This window comes from Streptomyces sp. NPDC032472, assembly GCF_040636955.1.
Taxonomy (GTDB): Bacteria; Actinomycetota; Actinomycetes; order Streptomycetales; family Streptomycetaceae; genus Streptomyces.
Map to the genome: position 1 here is coordinate 173,193 of NZ_JBEZVK010000004.1, position 17,595 is coordinate 190,787.

At 72.8% G+C, this 17,595-nt stretch carries 19 protein-coding genes and 1 tRNA gene; 17 read left to right on the plus strand and 3 right to left on the minus strand.

What is annotated here, in order from left to right; genetic code table 11:
• Position 1: 1 nt before the first annotated feature.
• From AB0F11_RS04050 to AB0F11_RS04090, 9 genes are all read left to right on the plus strand, one after another.
• Complete coding sequence (locus tag AB0F11_RS04050) at positions 2–1,330, plus strand: FtsK/SpoIIIE domain-containing protein (protein WP_362168111.1); 1,329 nt, start codon at positions 2–4, stop codon at positions 1,328–1,330.
• A 108-nt stretch (positions 1,331–1,438) separates the two neighbouring features.
• A complete protein-coding gene (locus tag AB0F11_RS04055) occupies positions 1,439–2,077 on the plus strand; it encodes a DUF2637 domain-containing protein (RefSeq protein ID WP_362168112.1) in 639 nt (212 codons plus the stop codon).
• 9 nt (positions 2,078–2,086) lie between these two features.
• A complete protein-coding gene (locus tag AB0F11_RS04060; RefSeq protein ID WP_361712970.1) occupies positions 2,087–2,278 on the plus strand; it encodes a mobile element transfer protein in 192 nt (63 codons plus the stop codon).
• Between the two features lie 18 nt (positions 2,279–2,296).
• A complete protein-coding gene (locus AB0F11_RS04065; protein ID WP_107087187.1) occupies positions 2,297–2,455 on the plus strand; it encodes a hypothetical protein in 159 nt (52 codons plus the stop codon).
• Between the two features lie 23 nt (positions 2,456–2,478).
• Positions 2,479–2,790 carry a SpdD protein gene (locus AB0F11_RS04070; RefSeq protein WP_362168115.1) on the plus strand — a complete coding sequence of 104 codons (312 nt, stop codon included), beginning with the start codon at positions 2,479–2,481 and terminating at the stop codon, positions 2,788–2,790.
• An 89-nt stretch (positions 2,791–2,879) separates the two neighbouring features.
• Positions 2,880–3,065, plus strand: coding sequence for a hypothetical protein (locus AB0F11_RS04075; RefSeq protein ID WP_362168117.1), 186 nt, complete (start codon positions 2,880–2,882; stop codon positions 3,063–3,065).
• A complete protein-coding gene (gene repSA, locus AB0F11_RS04080) occupies positions 3,062–4,453 on the plus strand; it encodes a replication initiator protein RepSA (protein WP_362168120.1) in 1,392 nt (463 codons plus the stop codon). Before AB0F11_RS04075 ends, repSA begins: the two co-directional genes overlap by 4 nt.
• Positions 4,450–4,638, plus strand: a complete 189-nt coding sequence (locus tag AB0F11_RS04085) for a helix-turn-helix domain-containing protein (protein WP_361712978.1) — start codon at positions 4,450–4,452, stop codon at positions 4,636–4,638. The genes repSA and AB0F11_RS04085 overlap by 4 nt, the downstream gene beginning before the upstream one ends.
• Positions 4,638–5,792 (plus strand): site-specific integrase, encoded by a 1,155-nt coding sequence (locus AB0F11_RS04090; protein ID WP_362168122.1) that lies wholly within the window; start codon positions 4,638–4,640, stop codon positions 5,790–5,792. Before AB0F11_RS04085 ends, AB0F11_RS04090 begins: the two co-directional genes overlap by 1 nt.
• A 76-nt stretch (positions 5,793–5,868) precedes the next feature.
• Here the strand turns inward: AB0F11_RS04090 and AB0F11_RS04095 are convergent.
• A tRNA-Arg gene (locus tag AB0F11_RS04095) sits at positions 5,869–5,944 on the minus strand.
• A 161-nt stretch (positions 5,945–6,105) separates the two neighbouring features.
• Here AB0F11_RS04095 and AB0F11_RS04100 point away from each other — a divergent pair.
• From AB0F11_RS04100 to AB0F11_RS04110, 3 genes are all read left to right on the plus strand, one after another.
• Complete coding sequence (locus AB0F11_RS04100; RefSeq protein ID WP_362168208.1) at positions 6,106–6,366, plus strand: contact-dependent growth inhibition system immunity protein; 261 nt, start codon at positions 6,106–6,108, stop codon at positions 6,364–6,366.
• 272 nt (positions 6,367–6,638) lie between these two features.
• Positions 6,639–7,241: a hypothetical protein gene (locus AB0F11_RS04105; protein ID WP_362168124.1), complete on the plus strand. Its 603-nt coding sequence runs from the start codon at positions 6,639–6,641 to the stop codon at positions 7,239–7,241.
• A gap of 76 nt (positions 7,242–7,317) precedes the next feature.
• Positions 7,318–9,438, plus strand: a complete 2,121-nt coding sequence (locus AB0F11_RS04110) for an NB-ARC domain-containing protein (protein WP_362168125.1) — start codon at positions 7,318–7,320, stop codon at positions 9,436–9,438.
• On the opposite strand, the gene AB0F11_RS04115 is transcribed toward AB0F11_RS04110, so the two are convergent.
• Complete coding sequence (locus AB0F11_RS04115) at positions 9,325–11,073, minus strand: hypothetical protein (protein WP_362168127.1); 1,749 nt, start codon at positions 11,071–11,073, stop codon at positions 9,325–9,327. The genes AB0F11_RS04110 and AB0F11_RS04115 overlap by 114 nt on opposite strands.
• 68 nt (positions 11,074–11,141) lie before the next feature.
• On the opposite strand from AB0F11_RS04115, the gene AB0F11_RS04120 reads away from it, so the two are divergent.
• A complete protein-coding gene (locus AB0F11_RS04120; RefSeq protein ID WP_362168130.1) occupies positions 11,142–11,606 on the plus strand; it encodes a hypothetical protein in 465 nt (154 codons plus the stop codon).
• Positions 11,607–11,739: 133 nt separating this feature from the next.
• Positions 11,740–12,618, plus strand: a complete 879-nt coding sequence (locus AB0F11_RS04125) for a xanthine dehydrogenase family protein subunit M (RefSeq protein ID WP_362168133.1) — start codon at positions 11,740–11,742, stop codon at positions 12,616–12,618.
• Here the strand turns inward: AB0F11_RS04125 and AB0F11_RS04130 are convergent.
• Positions 12,605–13,882: a M6 family metalloprotease domain-containing protein gene (locus AB0F11_RS04130; RefSeq protein WP_362168136.1), complete on the minus strand. Its 1,278-nt coding sequence runs from the start codon at positions 13,880–13,882 to the stop codon at positions 12,605–12,607. The genes AB0F11_RS04125 and AB0F11_RS04130 overlap by 14 nt on opposite strands.
• Before the next feature lie 281 nt (positions 13,883–14,163).
• Here AB0F11_RS04130 and AB0F11_RS04135 point away from each other — a divergent pair, with 281 nt between their 5' ends.
• From AB0F11_RS04135 to AB0F11_RS04145, 3 genes are all read left to right on the plus strand, one after another.
• Complete coding sequence (locus AB0F11_RS04135; RefSeq protein WP_362168139.1) at positions 14,164–14,892, plus strand: helix-turn-helix domain-containing protein; 729 nt, start codon at positions 14,164–14,166, stop codon at positions 14,890–14,892.
• Between the two features lie 104 nt (positions 14,893–14,996).
• Positions 14,997–16,544 (plus strand): MFS transporter, encoded by a 1,548-nt coding sequence (locus AB0F11_RS04140; RefSeq protein WP_362168142.1) that lies wholly within the window; start codon positions 14,997–14,999, stop codon positions 16,542–16,544.
• Between the two features lie 134 nt (positions 16,545–16,678).
• Positions 16,679–17,446, plus strand: coding sequence for a class III extradiol ring-cleavage dioxygenase (locus tag AB0F11_RS04145; RefSeq protein WP_362168211.1), 768 nt, complete (start codon positions 16,679–16,681; stop codon positions 17,444–17,446).
• Positions 17,447–17,595 lie beyond the last annotated feature (149 nt).

A 17,595-nucleotide genomic window follows, 5' to 3' on the forward strand; every position in this document is an offset into this window, starting at 1 on the left:
CATGAACGCCTTATGGATCACGCTGCTGGTGGTCCTGGCCCTCGCGCCCCTCCTGCGCTGGCTGCGGCCCACCTGGTACTGGATGACCTTCGGGGTCACCTTCGCGACGATCCGCGTCCTGATCCGCTATCGCTCGGTGATGGATGCGTGCGGGCTCACGGTCCCGCCCTCCCGCTGGCGGCTCACTGTCGCCCGGGTCAGCAACCGCCCTGTCCCCGAAGCCCGGTCGCCGCGCATCCTGCGGCTTCGCCCCACCGCGACCGGCCTCGTCCTTCGGCTGAAACTCCGCCCTGGTCAGGACGCGTTCGACTTCTCCGCTTCCTCCGATCGGCTACGGCACTCCTTCGCCCTCCACAACGTCGTCTCGCGGGAGATCCGGTCCGGCGTCGTAGAGCTGCGGATGACCGGATACGACGTACTCAAGCGGGTGCGCATGCCTGCGGTCCTGCCCTCTGACGTGCTCCGGGTGCCGGTGGCCCTGCGGGAGGACGGGGAGGTGCACTACCGGGACTACCGACAGGTCCCGCACGCCCTGAACGTCGGCGCGACTCAGTCGGGGAAGTCCGTCTACCAGCGCACCCTCGTCGCCGGTCTCGCACCGCAGAACGTCGCCCTCGTCGGCATCGACTGCAAGAACGGTGTGGAACTCGCCCCGCTGGCCGCGCGGTTCACTGCACTGGCGGACCATTCGGATGCCGCGGCCGAGTTGCTCGCCGCGCTCGTCGAGCACATGGGCCGCGTTTATCAGCTCATCCGGACCGAGCAGCGCATCAGCGTCTGCCTGCCGGACGCGGAGATCACCGCCGATATCTGGGATCTGCCCGCGCACCTGCGTCCCGTACCCGTCGTGCTCCTGGTGGACGAAGTCGCAGAACTGGCCCTCGCCGCCAACAAGGCGGAGGAGGCCCGGCGGGACCAGATCGTCACCCACCTGGTTCGTCTCTCCCAGCTCGGCCGCGCCGCCGGCATCTATCTGGAGATCTGCGGGCAGCGCTTCGGCTCCGAACTCGGCAAGGGGATCACCATGCTCCGCGCCCAGCTCACCGGCCGTACCGCCCACCGCGTCAACGACGAGACCTCGGCGAACATGGCCTTCGGGGACGTCTCCCCGGACGCCGTCCTCGCGGCCGTCCAGATCGACAAGGACCGCCCCGGTACCGCCGTGGCCGGTGACTCCTCCGGCGGCTGGTCCCGCATCCGGGCCCCGCACACCACGCTCCGCCAGGCCGTGGACACCTGCAACGCCCACGCGCACCGCACCCCGAGCATTCCGGAGCTGGACCGCTTCCGGCCTGCGGTCCCCGTGCGTGTCCTCGTCGGCAAGGTTTAGCCGAAGTCCGCCTCGGCGCCTGCCTTCTGATCACTCGTCCTACCCGGTCGGCGCGGCCTCATCGCGCCAGGTCCCTACCCACCCCATGCCTGCAAGGAGGTGAAGACCATGACCCGCCTGGTCCGACCGGACGCCGTCCTCGTCCAGGCCGTCATTGCCGGGGCTCTCTCCTTCGCCCACCTGCATGACCTCGCCGAAGCGGCGGGACAGCGCGGCTGGAAGGCCTGGGCCTACCCGATCAGCGTGGATCTGCTGCTCGTCGCCGCCTGGCACCGCCTGCGCAGCCTGCGGGCCGCCGGGGAGCCCTCGCGCTCGGCTTGGTCCTGGTTCGCTGTCGCCCTCGCGGCCTCGCTCGGCGCGAACGTCGCAACTGCCGGCCTTCTCGATCTGAGGGACGTCCCGGCCTGGCTCCGGATCCTCGTCGCCGGTTGGCCCGCCCTCGCCTTCCTCGGCGGCACGCTCCTGGTCCACCGGCCTACCTCGCCAGGTGAGCCGGATCCAGAGTCTGCCCCGGCACCCCCGCCCGTGGTCGAGCGGGAGCCACGCCCCGAAGCCGAGGCTCCGCCGGTTCCTGTCCCGGCCCTGCCCGCGCCGGTCACTGCGCCGCCCGCCCTCGTCGCCCACGCCCAGAAGATCGCCGCCGACCACCGAACGCGTACCGGCTCGGACATCGACACCGAGACCCTGCGCGCCCGGCTCGGCGTCCCGTCCCCGATGGCCGAGGCCATCGCCGCCCAGCTCGCCTGAGGAGACCCGATGCCCGCCCGGATCAACTTCCGCTCGCTGATGAAGATCGGCCCCGTCCAGATCGGCACCTACCGCGACCGCCACGGCCGCACCAAGGACGCCGCCGTCTGCACCGCCGACTCCTGCGGCTGGTCCTCCGACTACAGCTCCTCGACCGCCGCCCAGCTCGCCGCCCGGTCCCACCGCTGCCGCGTCAGCTGACACGAAAGGCCACACGTCATGGACGTCCCGCTCTGGCTCGCTCTGATCGTCGTCGGCGCCCTCGGCATCAAGCTCATCCGCCCGCCCTGGTGGCTCGTCGCCGTGATCCTCCTCGGCGGCTTCCTCCTCGCGGACAGCTTCCTCGCCCCCGCCATCGACACCGCGATCAACAAGTAACCCGCCCCGGAAGGAGAACGCCCATGTTCAAGCCCGAGTACCCCAGCCCCGACACGTATATCCCGGCGACCATCCGCTCGGCCCCTGCGCCCGCCGAGCGCTCCGCGTCGGCTCCAACCCCCAAGCTCTCCAGCGCCCTCGGCGGCCTCGTTCAGAACTCGCCCGGTACCGCGCTGGCCCTCGCCGCCGGCGGAATCGCCGGAGTCCTCGCCTTGGCCTCCGTCGCCGTCTCGCTGCTCCTGGCCGTCGCCGTCACCGTGGTCGCCCTGTCGGTCAGTGCCGTCGTGCTGCTCTTCCTCGTCCGCGCCCTGCGCCAGGAGTTCAAGAGCCGTTGACCGGCCCCGGGACGGCCTCAACCGCCAAGTCTCCGCCGTCCCGGCGCCGCGCTCCTGCCCGATCCAACGAACCGGAAGGAAGCACCATCATGGACCAGCCCACTGCCTCGCCCGCCCAGGTCTGCCCCGACTGCGACGGCTTCTCCGCCGTGCACATCACCCTCGGCGGCCGTGACCGTACGGGCGCCCTGCGCACCATCACCGCCCACTGCCCGACTTGCCACGGCACCGGCCACCGCTCCGTCCGCCGGGCACGCCGGGCGGTGATCGCGTGACCAACCCCGCGACCGCCGCGGACCTGGACCCTGGCCTCCTCGGCGACATGCTGAAGGTGGCCGGGGCCCCCGGTTACGCCCGGTGGGAAGACCAGATCCGCCGCACCGGCGGCTGCTCCGATCCCATCCACATCACCGGCTGGACCGTCGCCAAGGACAAGACCTCCGGCGAGATCCTGCACCGCTACTCGACCGCCGACGAACCCGGCGCCCGCCTCCGGATCGCCTGCGGCAACCGCCGTGCCTCCCGCTGCCCAGCCTGTGCGTGGACCTACGCCGGAGACACCTACCACCTCATCCGTGCCGGCCTTGCCGGAGACGACCGCCGCGACATCCCCGCCACCGTCCGCGAACACCCCCGCGTCTTCGCCACGCTCACCGCCCCGTCCTTCGGCCCCGTCCACAACCGCCCCGCCGGCCGTCCATGCCGCTGCGGCAAGCACCACCAGGAGGACGCGCCCGAACTCGGCACCGCCCTTGACCCGAGTACGTACGACTACGCCGCCGCCGTCCTCTTCAACAACCACGCCGGACAGCTGTGGCAACGCTTCACGACCCGCCTGCGCCGTGAGATCGCCGCCTACGCCGGACTGACCCAACGCGAACTCAGGGAGGAAGCCCGCCTCTCCTACGGCAAGGTCGCTGAGTTCCAAAAACGTGGCGCCATCCACTTCCACGCCGTGATCCGCATCGACGGCCCCGACGGACCTGCCAGCCCTCCGCCCGCCTGGGCCACCACGGAGCTCCTCGACCGCTCGATCCGCGCCTCGGTCGCCCACTCCTACACCTCGGTCACCGTCCCGGCTGCCGCCGACCAGCCCGCCCGCACCTTCCGGTGGGGCATGCAGCTCGACGTCCGCCCCATCAAGGCCTTCGGGGACGGCTCCGACATCACCGAACAGGCCGTCGCCTCCTACGTCGCCAAGTACGCGACCAAGGCAGCCGAGAACACGGGCACCCTCGACCGCCGGATCGGCAATCGTGAGGCCCTCGTCCTTCTCGACGTGCCCGACCACGCCGCCCGCCTGATCGTGGCCTGCCTCGACCTGGACCCGCTCTACCCGGACCGCCGCCTCGCCGCCTGGGCCCACATGCTCGGCTTCCGCGGCCACTTCTCCACCAAGTCCCGCCAGTACTCCACCACCCTCGGTGCACTCCGCCAGACCCGCGCCGACTACCGCGCCGCCCAGGAACGCGAAGCCCGCGGGCTCGACGCAGTAGAGCCGGACACCGTGCTCGTCCTCGCCTCCTGGCAGTACGCCGGCCACGGCCACAGCCCGGGGGAGTCCGTCCTCGCCGCCACCATCGCCCGCGGGATCCAGCTCAACCGCCAGACCGCCCGCGAAGCCCTGTCCGACCAACTCGCCCTGGAAGGAGCCGCGTCATGACCACCGCCACCCCCGAGCTGCTGACCGTCCCCGAGGTCATGGGGCGGCTCAAGCTCGGTCGCTCGACCGTCTACGACCTCATCCGCTCCCGGCGCCTCGTCTCCATCACCATCGGCCGCGCCCGCCGTATCCCCGCCGATGCCGTCCGGAAATTCATCGACCACGAGATCGAGGAGGCCGCCTGATGGCCACCCCGCGCAAGCGCAACCCGAACGGCGCCGGGACGATCACCAAGCGCAAGGACGGCCGCTACCAGGCCGCCGTCTACGTCCTCCAGCCCGACGGCACCCGCGCTCGGAAGTTCGCCTACGGCAAGACCTGGGCCGAGTGCGACGCCAAGCGTCGAGAGCTGCTCGCCAAGGTGGACCAGGGCGTGCCCGTGCCCACGCGGTCGGCCAAGCTATCCGAGTGGCTGCCGTACTGGCTGGACCACTACATCCAGCCGCCCCGGCGGACCCCCGCCACGTACGAGAAGTACGAGGCACACGTCCGTCTCTACCTGGAACCCATGATTGGCTCGAAGCGGCTCGAATCCCTGGGCGTGACCGACGTCCGCGGCTTCCTCAAGCGGCTGGAGGCGCGGACCACGGCCGCCACGGCGAAGGAGGCCCACCGGGTGCTGCGCTCGGCGCTCTCCGCGGCGTGCCGGGAGGAGCTGATCACGCGCAACGTGGCCAAGCTGGTCGAGCCGCCCCGGGCAGCCTCGCGGGAGCTGTCCCCGTGGTCGCTGGACGAGACGCTCGACTTCCTCGCCGCCTCCCGCCGGGACCCGCTCTACGCGGCCTTCGTCCTCGCCATCGCCATGGGCCTGCGGCGCGGGGAGATCGTCGGGCTCCGGTGGTCGGACATCGACCTCGACAAGAGGGTCCTCCACGTCCGCAACCAGACCCAGCGCCGACGCGGGGTGCTCTACGACGGGGATCCGAAGAGTCGCCGGCGCCGGGTCGTCCCGCTCCCCGGGCTGTGCGTTGCTCCGCTGCGCTGGCACCGCATGCGGCAGGCCGAGATCCGGGCCAAGGCGGGGGATGAGTGGGAGGACTCCGGGCATGTCTTCGTCACTCGGAGTGGTCGCCCGGTCGAGCCGCGGAACGTCTACCGCTCCTTCACCCGGGTTGCGCAGGCCGCCGGGCTTCGCGTGATCCGGTTGCACGACGCCCGCCACGGCACCGCGACGCTCCTCACGGCCGCCGGCGTCGCGCCCCGCGTCGTGATGGAGATCCTCGGACACAGCCAGATCAGCGTCACCATGAACGTATACACGCACGTCGTCCAGGACACGCAGCGCGAGGCCATCAGCCACATGGACCGGCTGCTCAAGAGACGGCCCAACCGCCCCTGACCGCCGCCGTTGATGTCAGGCATAGATGTCCGAGGGGGGTCACATACCGAAATCGGTATGTGACCCCCCTCTGATCTGGTGCCCCCGGCAGGATTCGAACCTGCGACACCCGCTTTAGGAGAGCGGTGCTCTATCCCCTGAGCTACGAAGGCGTGCCGGCAACCGGTACAGGCCCGGCCACCGCCGCCAGTGTAGCGGGTGGTGACTGATCCGTAAGCGGAGATACTTGCGCCACGGATCAGGCCTTGAGGGGAGAGGCGATCCTGGGCCGTAGGGGGCGAGGGCACTGACCGAACGTGAGCGCTTTCCGGAGCTGGCGCATTTGCTGGGGGCGTACTTCCACCAGGACTGCCTGTGCGAGTACGCGTCGCATGAGGAGGCGCTGGCCGACTACCTTTCAGGCGCTTCGGAGAGCGACCGCCGAAGAGCGGCGGAGGAGATCCGTGACCTCTTGGGCGCCCATGCCTCGGATGCGGACCTCAAGCAGGCCGCTGTTGCACTGGGACTCTGCGTGCTTCCGCCGCGGCGGCTTCGGCGGTGGCTCGCGGAAGTGCAGGAGGCGATGGCCCCGTGACGTACAACCTGCTCGTTGTGGATCGGCTTCGGGTTGAGGGGATGGGGGTTGCGGTTGCGCGGGGGGTTGGGGTGGATGTCGGGGCGGTGGAGGTTGCCGATGCCGATGGGGATCCCGAGCTGCGGAACTGGGATGCGGACGTCTCGTGTGAATTCGTGGGTGTCCTTGGGGACTTCGCCTGGTCGTTGAGCATTTACGTTCAGGATGTGGTCGGACCGCGGCCGACTGAGGCGGAGTTTGCCGCGCGGTTCGCGGAGGTTGCGGGGAGCACGGTGCTGTATCCCGCCGTGGAGGCGCCGCCCAGTGCCTACTGGGCCGTGACGCCGGAGGGGCTCGTCGCCCGGGCCCGGCTTGAGCTGTCCGACGACGAGCCGCCCGTGCTCACCGTCACCGCGGTCGAGGCGCCGGTGCCGCAGCTGCCGCGGGCGGCGGTGACGTGGTTCGAGGAGATCGTGCGGGAGCAGCGGCCCGCCACCCCTGTGGCCGAGGGATTCGTGGCGGCGGTGGGCGGGCGGTCGGACAGCGGGCTGCTCAGGTCCGTGACGGGCTCGCTGGTGGTGTGGGAGCGGCTTGTCCGGCAGATGGAGTCCGGGTGGGCTCCGTCGGGCTGGTACCCCGCCGCTCTGTACCGGGAGCGGCTGGAGGCCCGCGACTGCCTCGCGGAGGACGCGCCCCGCCTGCCGCGTGATGTTGCCGCGCTGCTCGGTCGGGCGCTGGAGACCCTGGACGGGCGCTTCGCCGAAGCAACCGAGGAGGACTGCGCCGGTGAGCTCCTGAGAGGGCTCGAACTCCGGTCCGACGTGGCCGCCCCCGTCGGGTGGTGGTGGTTTCGGCGGCCCGCGGTCGTGCCGTGGGAGCGCGGTCAGGGAGGGTAATCGGCCATCGGGGTGGGCCAGTTCGGGAATTGCTGCGAGACTGCGCGGCGTGGAGGCGTACTCGGGATCGGGTGATGTGCGGAACAGCATTTCGGGCGGGACCTTCTACGGGCCCGTGGTGATGGGGCGGGATGTCGGCGGCCCGCTCGTCGGGGGCTTCGGCTCCGTTGTGCCGCGGATGTTGCCCTTCGGGCCCGACGGGTTCGTCGATCGGGACGAGGCCCGGGCGCGGCTCGATGCGGTGCTCGCCGGGCGCGAGCGGCAGAGCGCGCCGGTGCTGGTGGTGCTGCACGGCACCGTCGGGGTCGGCAAGACCGGGCTGCTGCTGCACTGGGCGCAGCAGCAGCCCAAGGAGGCTTTCCCCGGCGGGGTGTTCTACGCCGCCATGGGCGAGGGCGTCGAGGACGCGGCCGTGCTGGAGTCGTTCATCGGGGTGCTCGGCACGCCGCGGGCCGAGTTGCCCGCGACTCCCGACGCGCTGGCGGCGCGGTTTCGGAGTCTGACCGCCGACCGGGCGTGTCTGGTGGTGCTCGACGGGGTCGTCTCGGCGGCGCAGGTGAGCCGGCTCGAGCCGGGCCATCCCGGCAGCATGGTCGCCGTCACCAGCCGGTTCCGCCTCTCCGCGATCGAGCAGCAGGATCCGGCCGGGCGGCTGCCGGTCCGGCTCGCCGTGCCCGAGCTGGGGGCCGAGGCCTGCGCCGAGTTGTTCCGGACGGTCCTGGGGGACGCGGCCGGTCCCGACGGCCCGTCGCTCGACGCGGTCGTACGGGCCTCCGCCGGGCTGCCGTACGTCGTGCGGATCGCCGCCGCCCGGGCGGCGGACCCGGTGTCCGACGGGGTCGAGGGGCTGGCCGCCCGCATCGCGCGGGAGAACATCCTGGAGGCGCTCGACATGCCGCGACGCGTCTTCGACCTCGCCTACGAGGGCCTTGAGCCCCATGTGCAGCGCGGGTTCCGGCTCCTGGGGGCGCATCCCACGGCCGAGTTCGCCGACGCGCTGCCGGACGAGCTGGCGCCGGGCGTACGAGGGCCCCTGTACGCGGCCGGGCTGCTGGAGCGGTCCGGGCCGGGCCGCTCCCGCCTCAACGGGGTCGTGCACGGCCACGCGCAGCTCCTCGCGGCCGCCGACCCGGAGGCGCCCGGGCTGCTGCGGGCCGTCGTCGACTGGTACGTGCGCCGGGCCGCGGCCGCCGAGCTGCGGCTGTCCGGGCGCTGGCGGCTCGGGGCGCTCTTCTCCGGCCCCGGCGCCCCGGCCGGTGTGTTCGCCGACAAGGCCGAGGCCCTGGCGGCGCTGGAGCCCGACCGGCACAACCTGCTGGCCGTCGCCGAGCTCCCGCAGACGGAGCCCGGGCAGCTGTGCCTGCTGGCCGAGGCGGTGCACGGGCTGTTCCTCGACCGGGGCCACCACACCCTGTGGATCCGCATCGCCCGTCTCGCCGTCGCCGCGGCCGGCGACACCGCGGCCGGCGACCCCGCAGCCGACGGGCTGCTCCTGGCCCGGATGCACTTCGAGCTGGCCTTCGCCCTGACCGACCGCGGCTCCGCCGAGGACCTGGAGGAGGCGCGGGCCCACTACGACGCGGCCCGCGAGAGCGCCCGCCGCGCCGGGGGCCACCCGCGCACCGAGTCCTCTGCCCTGGAGGGCCTCGGCCGGATCGCGGCCGCCCGCCGGGACCCGCGGGCGGCGATGGAGCTGTACGGGCAGGCCCTCGCCGCCCTCGGCGATACGGAACACCCGCGCGGGCGGGCCCTGTTGGCGTACCACCGCGGGAACGCGGCCAGCGCGGCCGGGGAGCACGAGCAGGCCGCCGCGCTGCTCGGCGAGGCGCTGGAGGCGTTCCTGGCGCTGCCCGAGCCGGACACGCAGAACGCGGCCAAGACCCGGCTGCGCCAGGCCATGGCCCGCCTCGCGGCCGGCCACCCCGCCGAGGCGCTCGCCCCGCTGGCGGCGGCCCTGGAGGCGTTCGCCGCGCCCTCGCTCAACCGGGCCGACGCCGTGCTCGTACGGGGGGACGCGGCCGAGGCCCTCGGTGACCCGGCGGCCGCCCGGGCCGACTGGCAGGAGGCCCTGGATCTGTACACGTCACTGCGCAGCATCCGCGTCGAGGAAGCCCGCATCCGCCTCGCCCGCAGCGACGGCGCCCCCGGCCCCGACAGCCCCGCCCGACGCGACGGCCCCCACAGCCCCGAGCCGTAGCTCTGAGGCCGCACCCCCGACCCGGACCGTGAACGGCCCCTGCGGATCGAGGCCTTCGCCCAGCACCGCCAGCAGCACCGACCCCGCCACCCCCGGATCCACCCCGCCCGGCACCGTGAACTGCCGTCCCGACCGCAGCACGAGCCGCCCCGGCCCGGCCACCAGCACGCAGCCGGGGTTGCGGGCGAACACGCCCGCCGGATCCGCCCCGGGCCGCGCCACCAGCACATCGGCGAGCCCGCGCAGCCGCGGATCCGGCTCGGCGGCTTCGGCCGCCACGTGCGGATCGGGGCCCAGGTAGGGGCCGCCGCCGCGCTGCGGTTCGGCCGGGTAGCGGCGTACGCGGACCTCGCGGCCGGCGACGCGGACGTCCACGTACAGCGCCGGCGCGGCCGGACCGCGCCCCGCCGTACCGGCCTGCAGAGGCACCGCCGGCACCGGCACCGGACGGGCCACGCACGCCGACTCCGGTTCGGGCAGCCCGAGGTGGCGGTAGCACAGGGCGCGGAGCAGGGCGAGCGCGCGGCCGGGGCGCGAGGTGATGCGGGCCGCCGCGGACGGCAGGGCGACGGCCCCGGCCAGCTGGGCGGCCAGCGGACGCATCGGGTCCAGCCGGGGGAGCCGCTCGCCGAGCCAGGCCATGGGGGAGTCCGGCGCGACGGCCTGCGGGTCGAAGGCGGCGAGCAGCCCCGGCAGCCCGCGGGCGGCGGCGTACAAGGAGAGCGAGCCGTGGTCGCCGAGGAAGACGTCCGCGGCGCAGAGCGCGGCCTTCCAGGTCTGCCCGGCCGGCGGCGGCAGGACCAGCCCGGCGCGCAGTGCGGGCTCCAGCCAGTTCCGGATCTGCCAGCCCCCGTGGCCGTACCAGGCATTCGGGTGCACGGCCGCCACGACGCGGTATTCGTCGTACGGCAATTCGGCCAGGGCCCGGCGCACGGTGTCGAACGAGGCGCCCAGAACGGAATTCCCGCCCCAGGTGGAGGTGATCAGGAGGAGTTTCCGGCCGGGCCCCACACCGAGGGCCTCGCGGTATTCCTCACGGAAAGGCGCAGAGGCTTCGAGCTGGTCCGCGCAGGGGTCGCCGACGACGTGCGCGTAAGGGGCTGCCTCGGGGCAGTGGCGGCCGAGGCGGGCGTACTGCTCCTCGTGCGAGAGGACGATGGCGGACGGGACGACCTCACCGTCGTGCAGCAGCCACTCGGCAGACAGGCCGAACGCCCCGGCCCCGTCCCCGGACCCGACCCCGCCCCCGGATTCCGGATTCCGGATTCCGGATTCCGGATTCCTGCTGAGTTTTTTATTGTATCCGGCGCCGTGCGGCGCCCCGACGACAGGGGCCCGGATCTTCTCCAGTTCCCCGCCGCGGCTCGTGCTCACCGCGAGGTCGAATTCCCGCGCGAGCGCCTCCTCCCAGGGAATCAGGAAAAGCCCGTGCTCGGCGGCGAACTCCGCGACGCCGCCGTCCAGCGCCGAGGACCCGGTGCAGGTGAACACGGTCCGTACCCGGGGGTCGCCCTCGAAGACGGCGAGCACGTCGAGCAGCCGCGTCGCCGAGGTGACGTTGTGGATGACGCCCAGGACCGTGCGCACCGCCGGCACCGTGAGCCACCGCCGCTCCGGCAGCAGTTCTCGCCCCATCCGCATCACGTCACCCACTTTCCGGAACCGCCCCCGCGGCCGTCAACCCGCCGGTTAGCGTGAAGGACATGGATGTTGCAGCGCTGGTGCAGGCAGGTGCGACGACCCTGGTGGGTCTTATGACCACCCAGGCATGGACCTCGGTCAGCGGCCGGTTCGGCCGGCTGTTCGGGCGGCCCGAAGCGGAGGCCGAACTCGGCGCCTCCCGCGCCGAACTCCTCGTGGCCCGCGCCGACGGCAACGAGGCGGCAGCGGCGGACGTGGAGCAGACGTGGCGGGACCGGCTGCGCGAGGTGCTGGAGACCGACCAGGCCGCCGTGCGCGAGCTCGCGGCGCTGCTGGACGAGGTGAACCCGGGCTGGCGCGGGACCGAGGGCGGCCGGGCCCCGAAGGTCAGCAACTTGATCAGCGGCGGCACCTTCAACGGCGGGGTCTTCCAAGGCGGCGACTTCGGGAACATCACGCTGAACCAGTCACCCCACCGGGCCCAAGAGCTCGATGCACCGCACGAGCCCGGGACGCAGCACCCGTAATTTCCTTCCCCGGCGTTTCCCGATCCGGTGTGAGGCCGGCCGCCGCGGTTCGTGGGACGGTGGGCAGGAGGGCGGAGCCCCCCGTCCTCCGGCTGCCCTGCGCCGCGCCGCCGCCCGAGGAATGCGAGCCACCATGGACTTCCTGCGCCCGGCCGCCTGGGAAGAGGCGCTCGCCGCCAAGGCCGCGCACCCCTCCGCCGTGCCCATCGCCGGCGGCACCGACGTGATGGTCGAGATCAACTTCGACCTACGCCGCCCCGAGTACCTCATGGACCTCAACCGCATCGCCCTGCTGCGCGAGTGGGAGGTCGGCGAGGAAACGGTCCGCCTCGGCGCGAGCGTCCCGTACACGGAGATCTTCGAGCAGCTCGCCACCCCGCTGCCCGGGCTCGCCCTCGCCTCCCGCACGGTCGCCTCCCCGCAGATCCGCAACCGCGGCAGCGTCGGCGGCAACCTCGGTACCGCCTCCCCGGCCGGGGACGCCCACCCGGCGCTGCTCGCCGCCGGCGCCGAGGTCGAGGTGGAGTCCGTACGGGGTGCCCGGCGGATCCCGATCGACCGGTTCTTCACCGGCGTCAAGCGCAACGCCCTCGCCCCCGACGAGCTGATCAAGGCGGTCCACATCGCCACCGCGGACGGCCCCCAGCAGTTCTCCAAGGTCGGCACCCGCAACGCCATGGTCATCGCCGTCTGCGCCTTCGGCCTCGCCCTGCACCCGGCGACCCGCACCGTCCGTACGGGCATCGGCTCGGCGGCGCCGACTCCGGTCCGGGCGACGACCGCCGAGGAGTTCCTCGTGGCCGCGCTCGACGAGGGCGGCTTCTGGGAATCCCGCAAGCCCCTCACCCCGTCGGTCGTGAAGCAGTTCGCCGTCCTCGCGGCCGCCTCCTGCAACCCGATCGACGACGTCCGCGGCACGGCCGCGTACCGGCGCCACGCCGTCGGCGTCCTCGCCCGCCGCCAGCTGCTGTGGACCTGGGAGGAGTACCGCGGCGACGTCAGGGCCGGCTGATGCGCACCTGGAAGCTCCCGTTGGGCAGCTCGCCCACCACCGAGATGCTGACGCCCGCCTTCTCGTCGGTGAACGTCTCGCCCGGCCGGTACGGCGCGTCCGACAGCTCCCCGTGCACATTGGGCCGCCGCGTGCAGCCGCCGCTGGCGGAGGCGCTGTCGGCGACGGTGACCGGGCCGCGGCCCGTGTCGACCTCGGAGTCCACCTTGTAGATCAGTACGCCGGGTTTGCAGACGGCCTCGTCGTTCCCGGCCCGGGTCCGCACCTCCACCGCGTACCCGGTGCTCGCCGACAGCGGGACGAAGGCCAGCTTGGTGCCGCCCTCGACCGCCAGCGGCGTCAGGACGTGGTCGCTGACGCCCGACGCCGAGGCGCAGCTGATCTGCGAGCCGTCGAGCCAGCCCAGCTTCCACTTGTGCCAGCCCAGCAGGTCGTTGTTGGCGCCCCAGTCCTCGCTCATGATGTCCCAGTGGCCGACCGCGCCGCCGCCGTCGGCGGTGTACAGGTCCGGCAGGCCGAAGACGTGCCCGTTCTCGTGCGGGAGCACCCGGTAGCCGGTCTCCCGGTAGGAGCCCGAGCCGTCGTCCTGGCGGCTGTAGACGAACGAGGTGTTCGCCAGCGGCACGCCGTCGGCGACCGGTGCCTCGCCGTTGCCGGAGAAGGTCACCGACAGCACCGTGTCCAGGGCGGAGGGGCCCGCGTTCGGCGTCACCAGGATGTTGACCAGGTCGTACTTGCTGAAGTCGACCTCGCTGTCGGCGGCCTTCACGATGTGCTCGACGAGCTGCCGGTAGCCCGGTTCGTACGGGGACCCGCGCTCGATCCCGTACGCGGCGAACGGCATCGGCATCCGCAGCCAGGCCTTGATCGGGGCGTCGGCCCGGTAGCTGAGCCTGCCGTAGGAGCTGGTGCGGAACCAGTCGGAGGTCTGCGGGAAGAACTCCGCCAGCCGGTCCAGCGCCGTGCCCTCGCCCTTGGCGTCGGGAAAGTCGATCATCAGGTTCAGGGCCCGGATCTCGCCGGTCGAGCGGGAGTACCCGGGCGGTGTCGGCAGGCCCTCGGACATCTGCACGCCCATCGCGCCGGAGATCCGGCAGGGTGCGAGCGCCGCCTCGGCGGTCGTGGCCACGGGCCCGGCCGCCGAGTGCCCGCGCCCGGATATGCCGGTGCTCGCGGTCGCGGTGACGCCGAGGGCCAGCGCGGTCAGGCCGATGTAGGCGCGGGCGCGGCGGGGCTTGCGTATCCGGTGGCGGGTCTGCGTCATGGAGATCGCCTTCGGGTCCGCGGCAGCCGGCCGGGCCCGGGCTGCACTCCGTGCGATCACCCTCCGACGGCGGAGGCGCGCCCGCGCGCCGGGTGCGGCCGAACGGGGAGCGGTGGTGTGAGCCGGCTCACACGGGAGGGTGAAATAACCGGGGACTGGATCCCCGTTTGAACGTGTGTCCCCGGAAGCGGGGACCGGCTCCCCGGTTACGGGGTCCGCACGACGCCGTATCGCCGTACTCCGGTACCGCCGTACTGCCGTACCGCCAGGGAGGCCCCCCGATGAAGCGCTCCACCGCCGCCGCGACCACGCGGGCTCCGCGTCCGCGCGCGGACGCCGTGCGCAACCGGGAGCGGATCCTGGCGGCGGCGCGCGAGGTGTTCGTGGAATTCGGCTCGGGCGCCCCGTTCGACGAGGTCGCCCGCCGGGCCGGCATCGGCAACGCCACGCTCTACCGGCACTTCCCCGACCGGGCCGCCCTCGTCCACCACGTCGTGCTGTTCGTCATGGACCGGGTCACCGCCGGGGCGCGGGAAGCCCTCGCCGCCGAACCGGACGCGTTCGCCGCGCTGTGCCGCTTCACGCACGCCGCGGCGGACGAGCGGATCGGCGCCCTGTGCCCCATGCTGGACGGCGACTTCGACCGGGAGCACCCGGAACTGCACGCCGCCCGCGAGGAGTTGGCGGCCGCGGTCGAGGCCCTGCTGGCGGCCGGCCAGGAGGCGGGCCTGGTCCGCGGCGACATCGGAGCCGGTGACCTGATGGTCGCCCTGTCCCAGCTCAGCCGCCCGCTGCCCGGCGTGACCTGCATGGACGTGGACACCTTCGTCCACCGCCATCTCCAGCTCTTCCTCGACGGGTTGAGGGCTCCGGCCTTCTCCGAGCTCCCGGGCTCGGCGGCCACCCTCGAGGACATGCGCCGACTGGCGCAGCAGGCCGCGCAGAACACGCAGAACACGCAGAAGACGCAGAACACGCAGAACACGCAGAACACGCAGAAAACCATGTGACGTCGCAGGGCGACGCCCGATAGCGTCACAAAGTACCGCCCAATAGCACCAAGCCGTATTAACCCGGCTTTTCCGTCATTCCGCACACCGAAGTGGGTACCTCCATGCCGAAAACCGCCGCGACAGCCGCAGCACCCCCGGCGGCTGCCGATTCCAACCGCTGGAAGGCGCTCGTCTTCATAGCCCTGGCGCAGCTCATGGTCGTCCTCGACGCGACGATCGTGAACATCGCGCTGCCCTCCGCCCAAACGGACCTCGGCATCTCCGACGGAAACCGCCAGTGGGTCATCACCGCGTACGCGCTCGCCTTCGGCGGACTGCTCCTCTTCGGCGGCCGCATCGCCGACAAGTGGGGCCGCAAGAACGCCTTCACCGTCGGCCTCATCGGCTTCGCCCTGGCCTCCGCGCTGGGCGGCGCCGCGGGCGGCCAGGCCATGATGCTGGGCGCCCGCGCCCTGCAGGGCGCGTTCGGCGCACTGCTCGCCCCGGCCGCCCTGTCCCTGCTGGCCGTCATGTTCACCGACGCCAAGGAGCGGGCCAAGGCCTTCGGCATCTACGGTGCGATCGCGGGCGGCGGCGGCGCCGTCGGCCTGATCCTGGGCGGCTTCCTCACCGAGTACCTCAACTGGCGCTGGACGTTCTTCGTGAACATCCCCTTCGCCGTCGTCGCCGCCGCGGGCGCCTGGATGGTCATCCGCGAGCCCTCCGGCGGCCGCAACCGGGCCCCGCTGGACATCCCCGGCGTGATCCTGTCGACGCTCGGCCTGGTCGCGCTCGTGTACGGCTTCACCCGCGCCGAGTCGGCCGGCTGGTCGGACGCGGTGACCGTGGTCATGTTCATCGCCTCGGCGGCCCTGCTGGCGGCGTTCGTGTTCGTCGAGTCCCAGGTGAGGTCGCCGCTGCTGCCGCTGCGCGTCCTGCTGGAGCGCAACCGGGGCGGTGTCTACCTCTCCCTGGGCCTGGCCGTCATCGCCATGTTCGGCCTGTTCCTCTTCCTGACCTACTACCTCCAGGTGGTCAAGGGCTTCTCGCCGGTCAAGACCGGTTTCGCCTTCCTGCCGATGATCGCCGGCATGATCACGGGCTCGACGCAGATCGGCGCCCGCCTGATGACCCGGGTCGCGCCGCGGCTGCTGATGGGGCCGGGCTTCCTGGTCGCCGCCACTGGCATGCTGCTGCTGACCCAGCTGGAGGTCGGGTCCTCGTACCCGCTGCTGATCCTGCCGGCGCAGCTGCTGCTCGGCCTCGGCATGGGCACGGCCTTCATGCCCGCGATGTCCCTGGCCACGCACGGGGTGAACCCGGCCGACGCCGGTGTGGCCTCCGCCATGGTCAACACCTCGCAGCAGGTCGGCGGTGCGATCGGCACCGCCCTGCTGAACACGATCGCCGCGTCGGCGACCACCGCGTACCTGACCGACCACGCGGCCGAGGCCGCGGCCGGCGGCCCGGCGGCCAAGCTGGTCCAGGCCCAGGCCATGGTGGAGGGCTACTCCAGCGCGATCTGGTGGGCGGTGGGCATCCTCCTCGCCAGCGCCACGGTGGCCCTGACGCTGATCAACACGGGCCGTCCCGGCTCCGCCGGCCCCGTCGCCTCCGGCGGGGGCGAGGCCGCGGACGCCGAGGTGAAGGTTCCGGTGATCGCCCACTGACGGGCGGCGGGGTACCCCGGGAATGACAGCCGACCCCGCGTCGTTCAAATTTGAACGACGCGGGGTCGGTCCTGTTCTCCGGCCCCCTCGCCCCGAACGAGGAGCCTCCCGTGACCCAGCAGCACCCCGCCCGGATGCCGACGCTCTACCTCAGCCACGGCGCGCCGCCGCTGGCCGACGACCCGGTCTGGCCCGGCGAGCTCGCCGCCTGGTCCGCGGCCCTGCCCCGCCCCCGCGCGATCCTGATGGTCTCCGCGCACTGGGAGGAGGCCCCGCTCGCCCTCGGCGCCACCGAGCCCGTGCCGCTCGTGTACGACTTCTGGGGCTTCCCCGAGCACTACTACCGGGTCCGCTACGACGCCCCCGGCGCCCCCGCCCTGGCCGCCTCCGTACGGGCGCTGCTCCAGGCTCCCGGCACCCCGGTCCAGGACATCCCCGACCGCGGCCTCGACCACGGTGCGTACGTCCCGCTCGTGGAGATGTACCCGGAGGCCGACATCCCGGTCCTGCAGATCTCCCTGCCGACGCTGGACCCGCGCCGCCTGATGGACGTCGGCCGCAAGCTGGCGCCCCTGCGCGACGAGGGGGTCCTGATCGTCGGCAGCGGCTTCTTCACCCACAACCTGGCCGCACTGCGCCACACCGGGCCCGGCGTCCCGTCCTGGTCGGCGGAGTTCGACGCCTGGGGCCGCGAGGCGCTGGAGGCCTCCGACGTCGACGCCCTGCTGGACTTCGAGGCCAAGTCCCCGGCCGGCCGCCTCGCGCACCCGCGCACCGAGCACTTCGCCCCGCTGTTCGTCGCCCTCGGCGCGGCCGACGCCGCCGGCGACCTCGGCCGCCGCACGGACGCGGTGGACGGCTTCTGGATGGGCCTGTCGAAGCGCTCGGTCCAGTTCGGCTAGTGCCACGGGCAACCGCAGAGCGTCGGAGCTCGTCTTGTAGGGCAGGAGTGCAGCAGCCGCGACGGGCTGGAGGGCAGGAGTGCGGCCGCCTGACCGGCCGGGCCGTTCCGGGCGCGGTTCCGGGTCGGCCGCCGTCACCCGCCTGACCT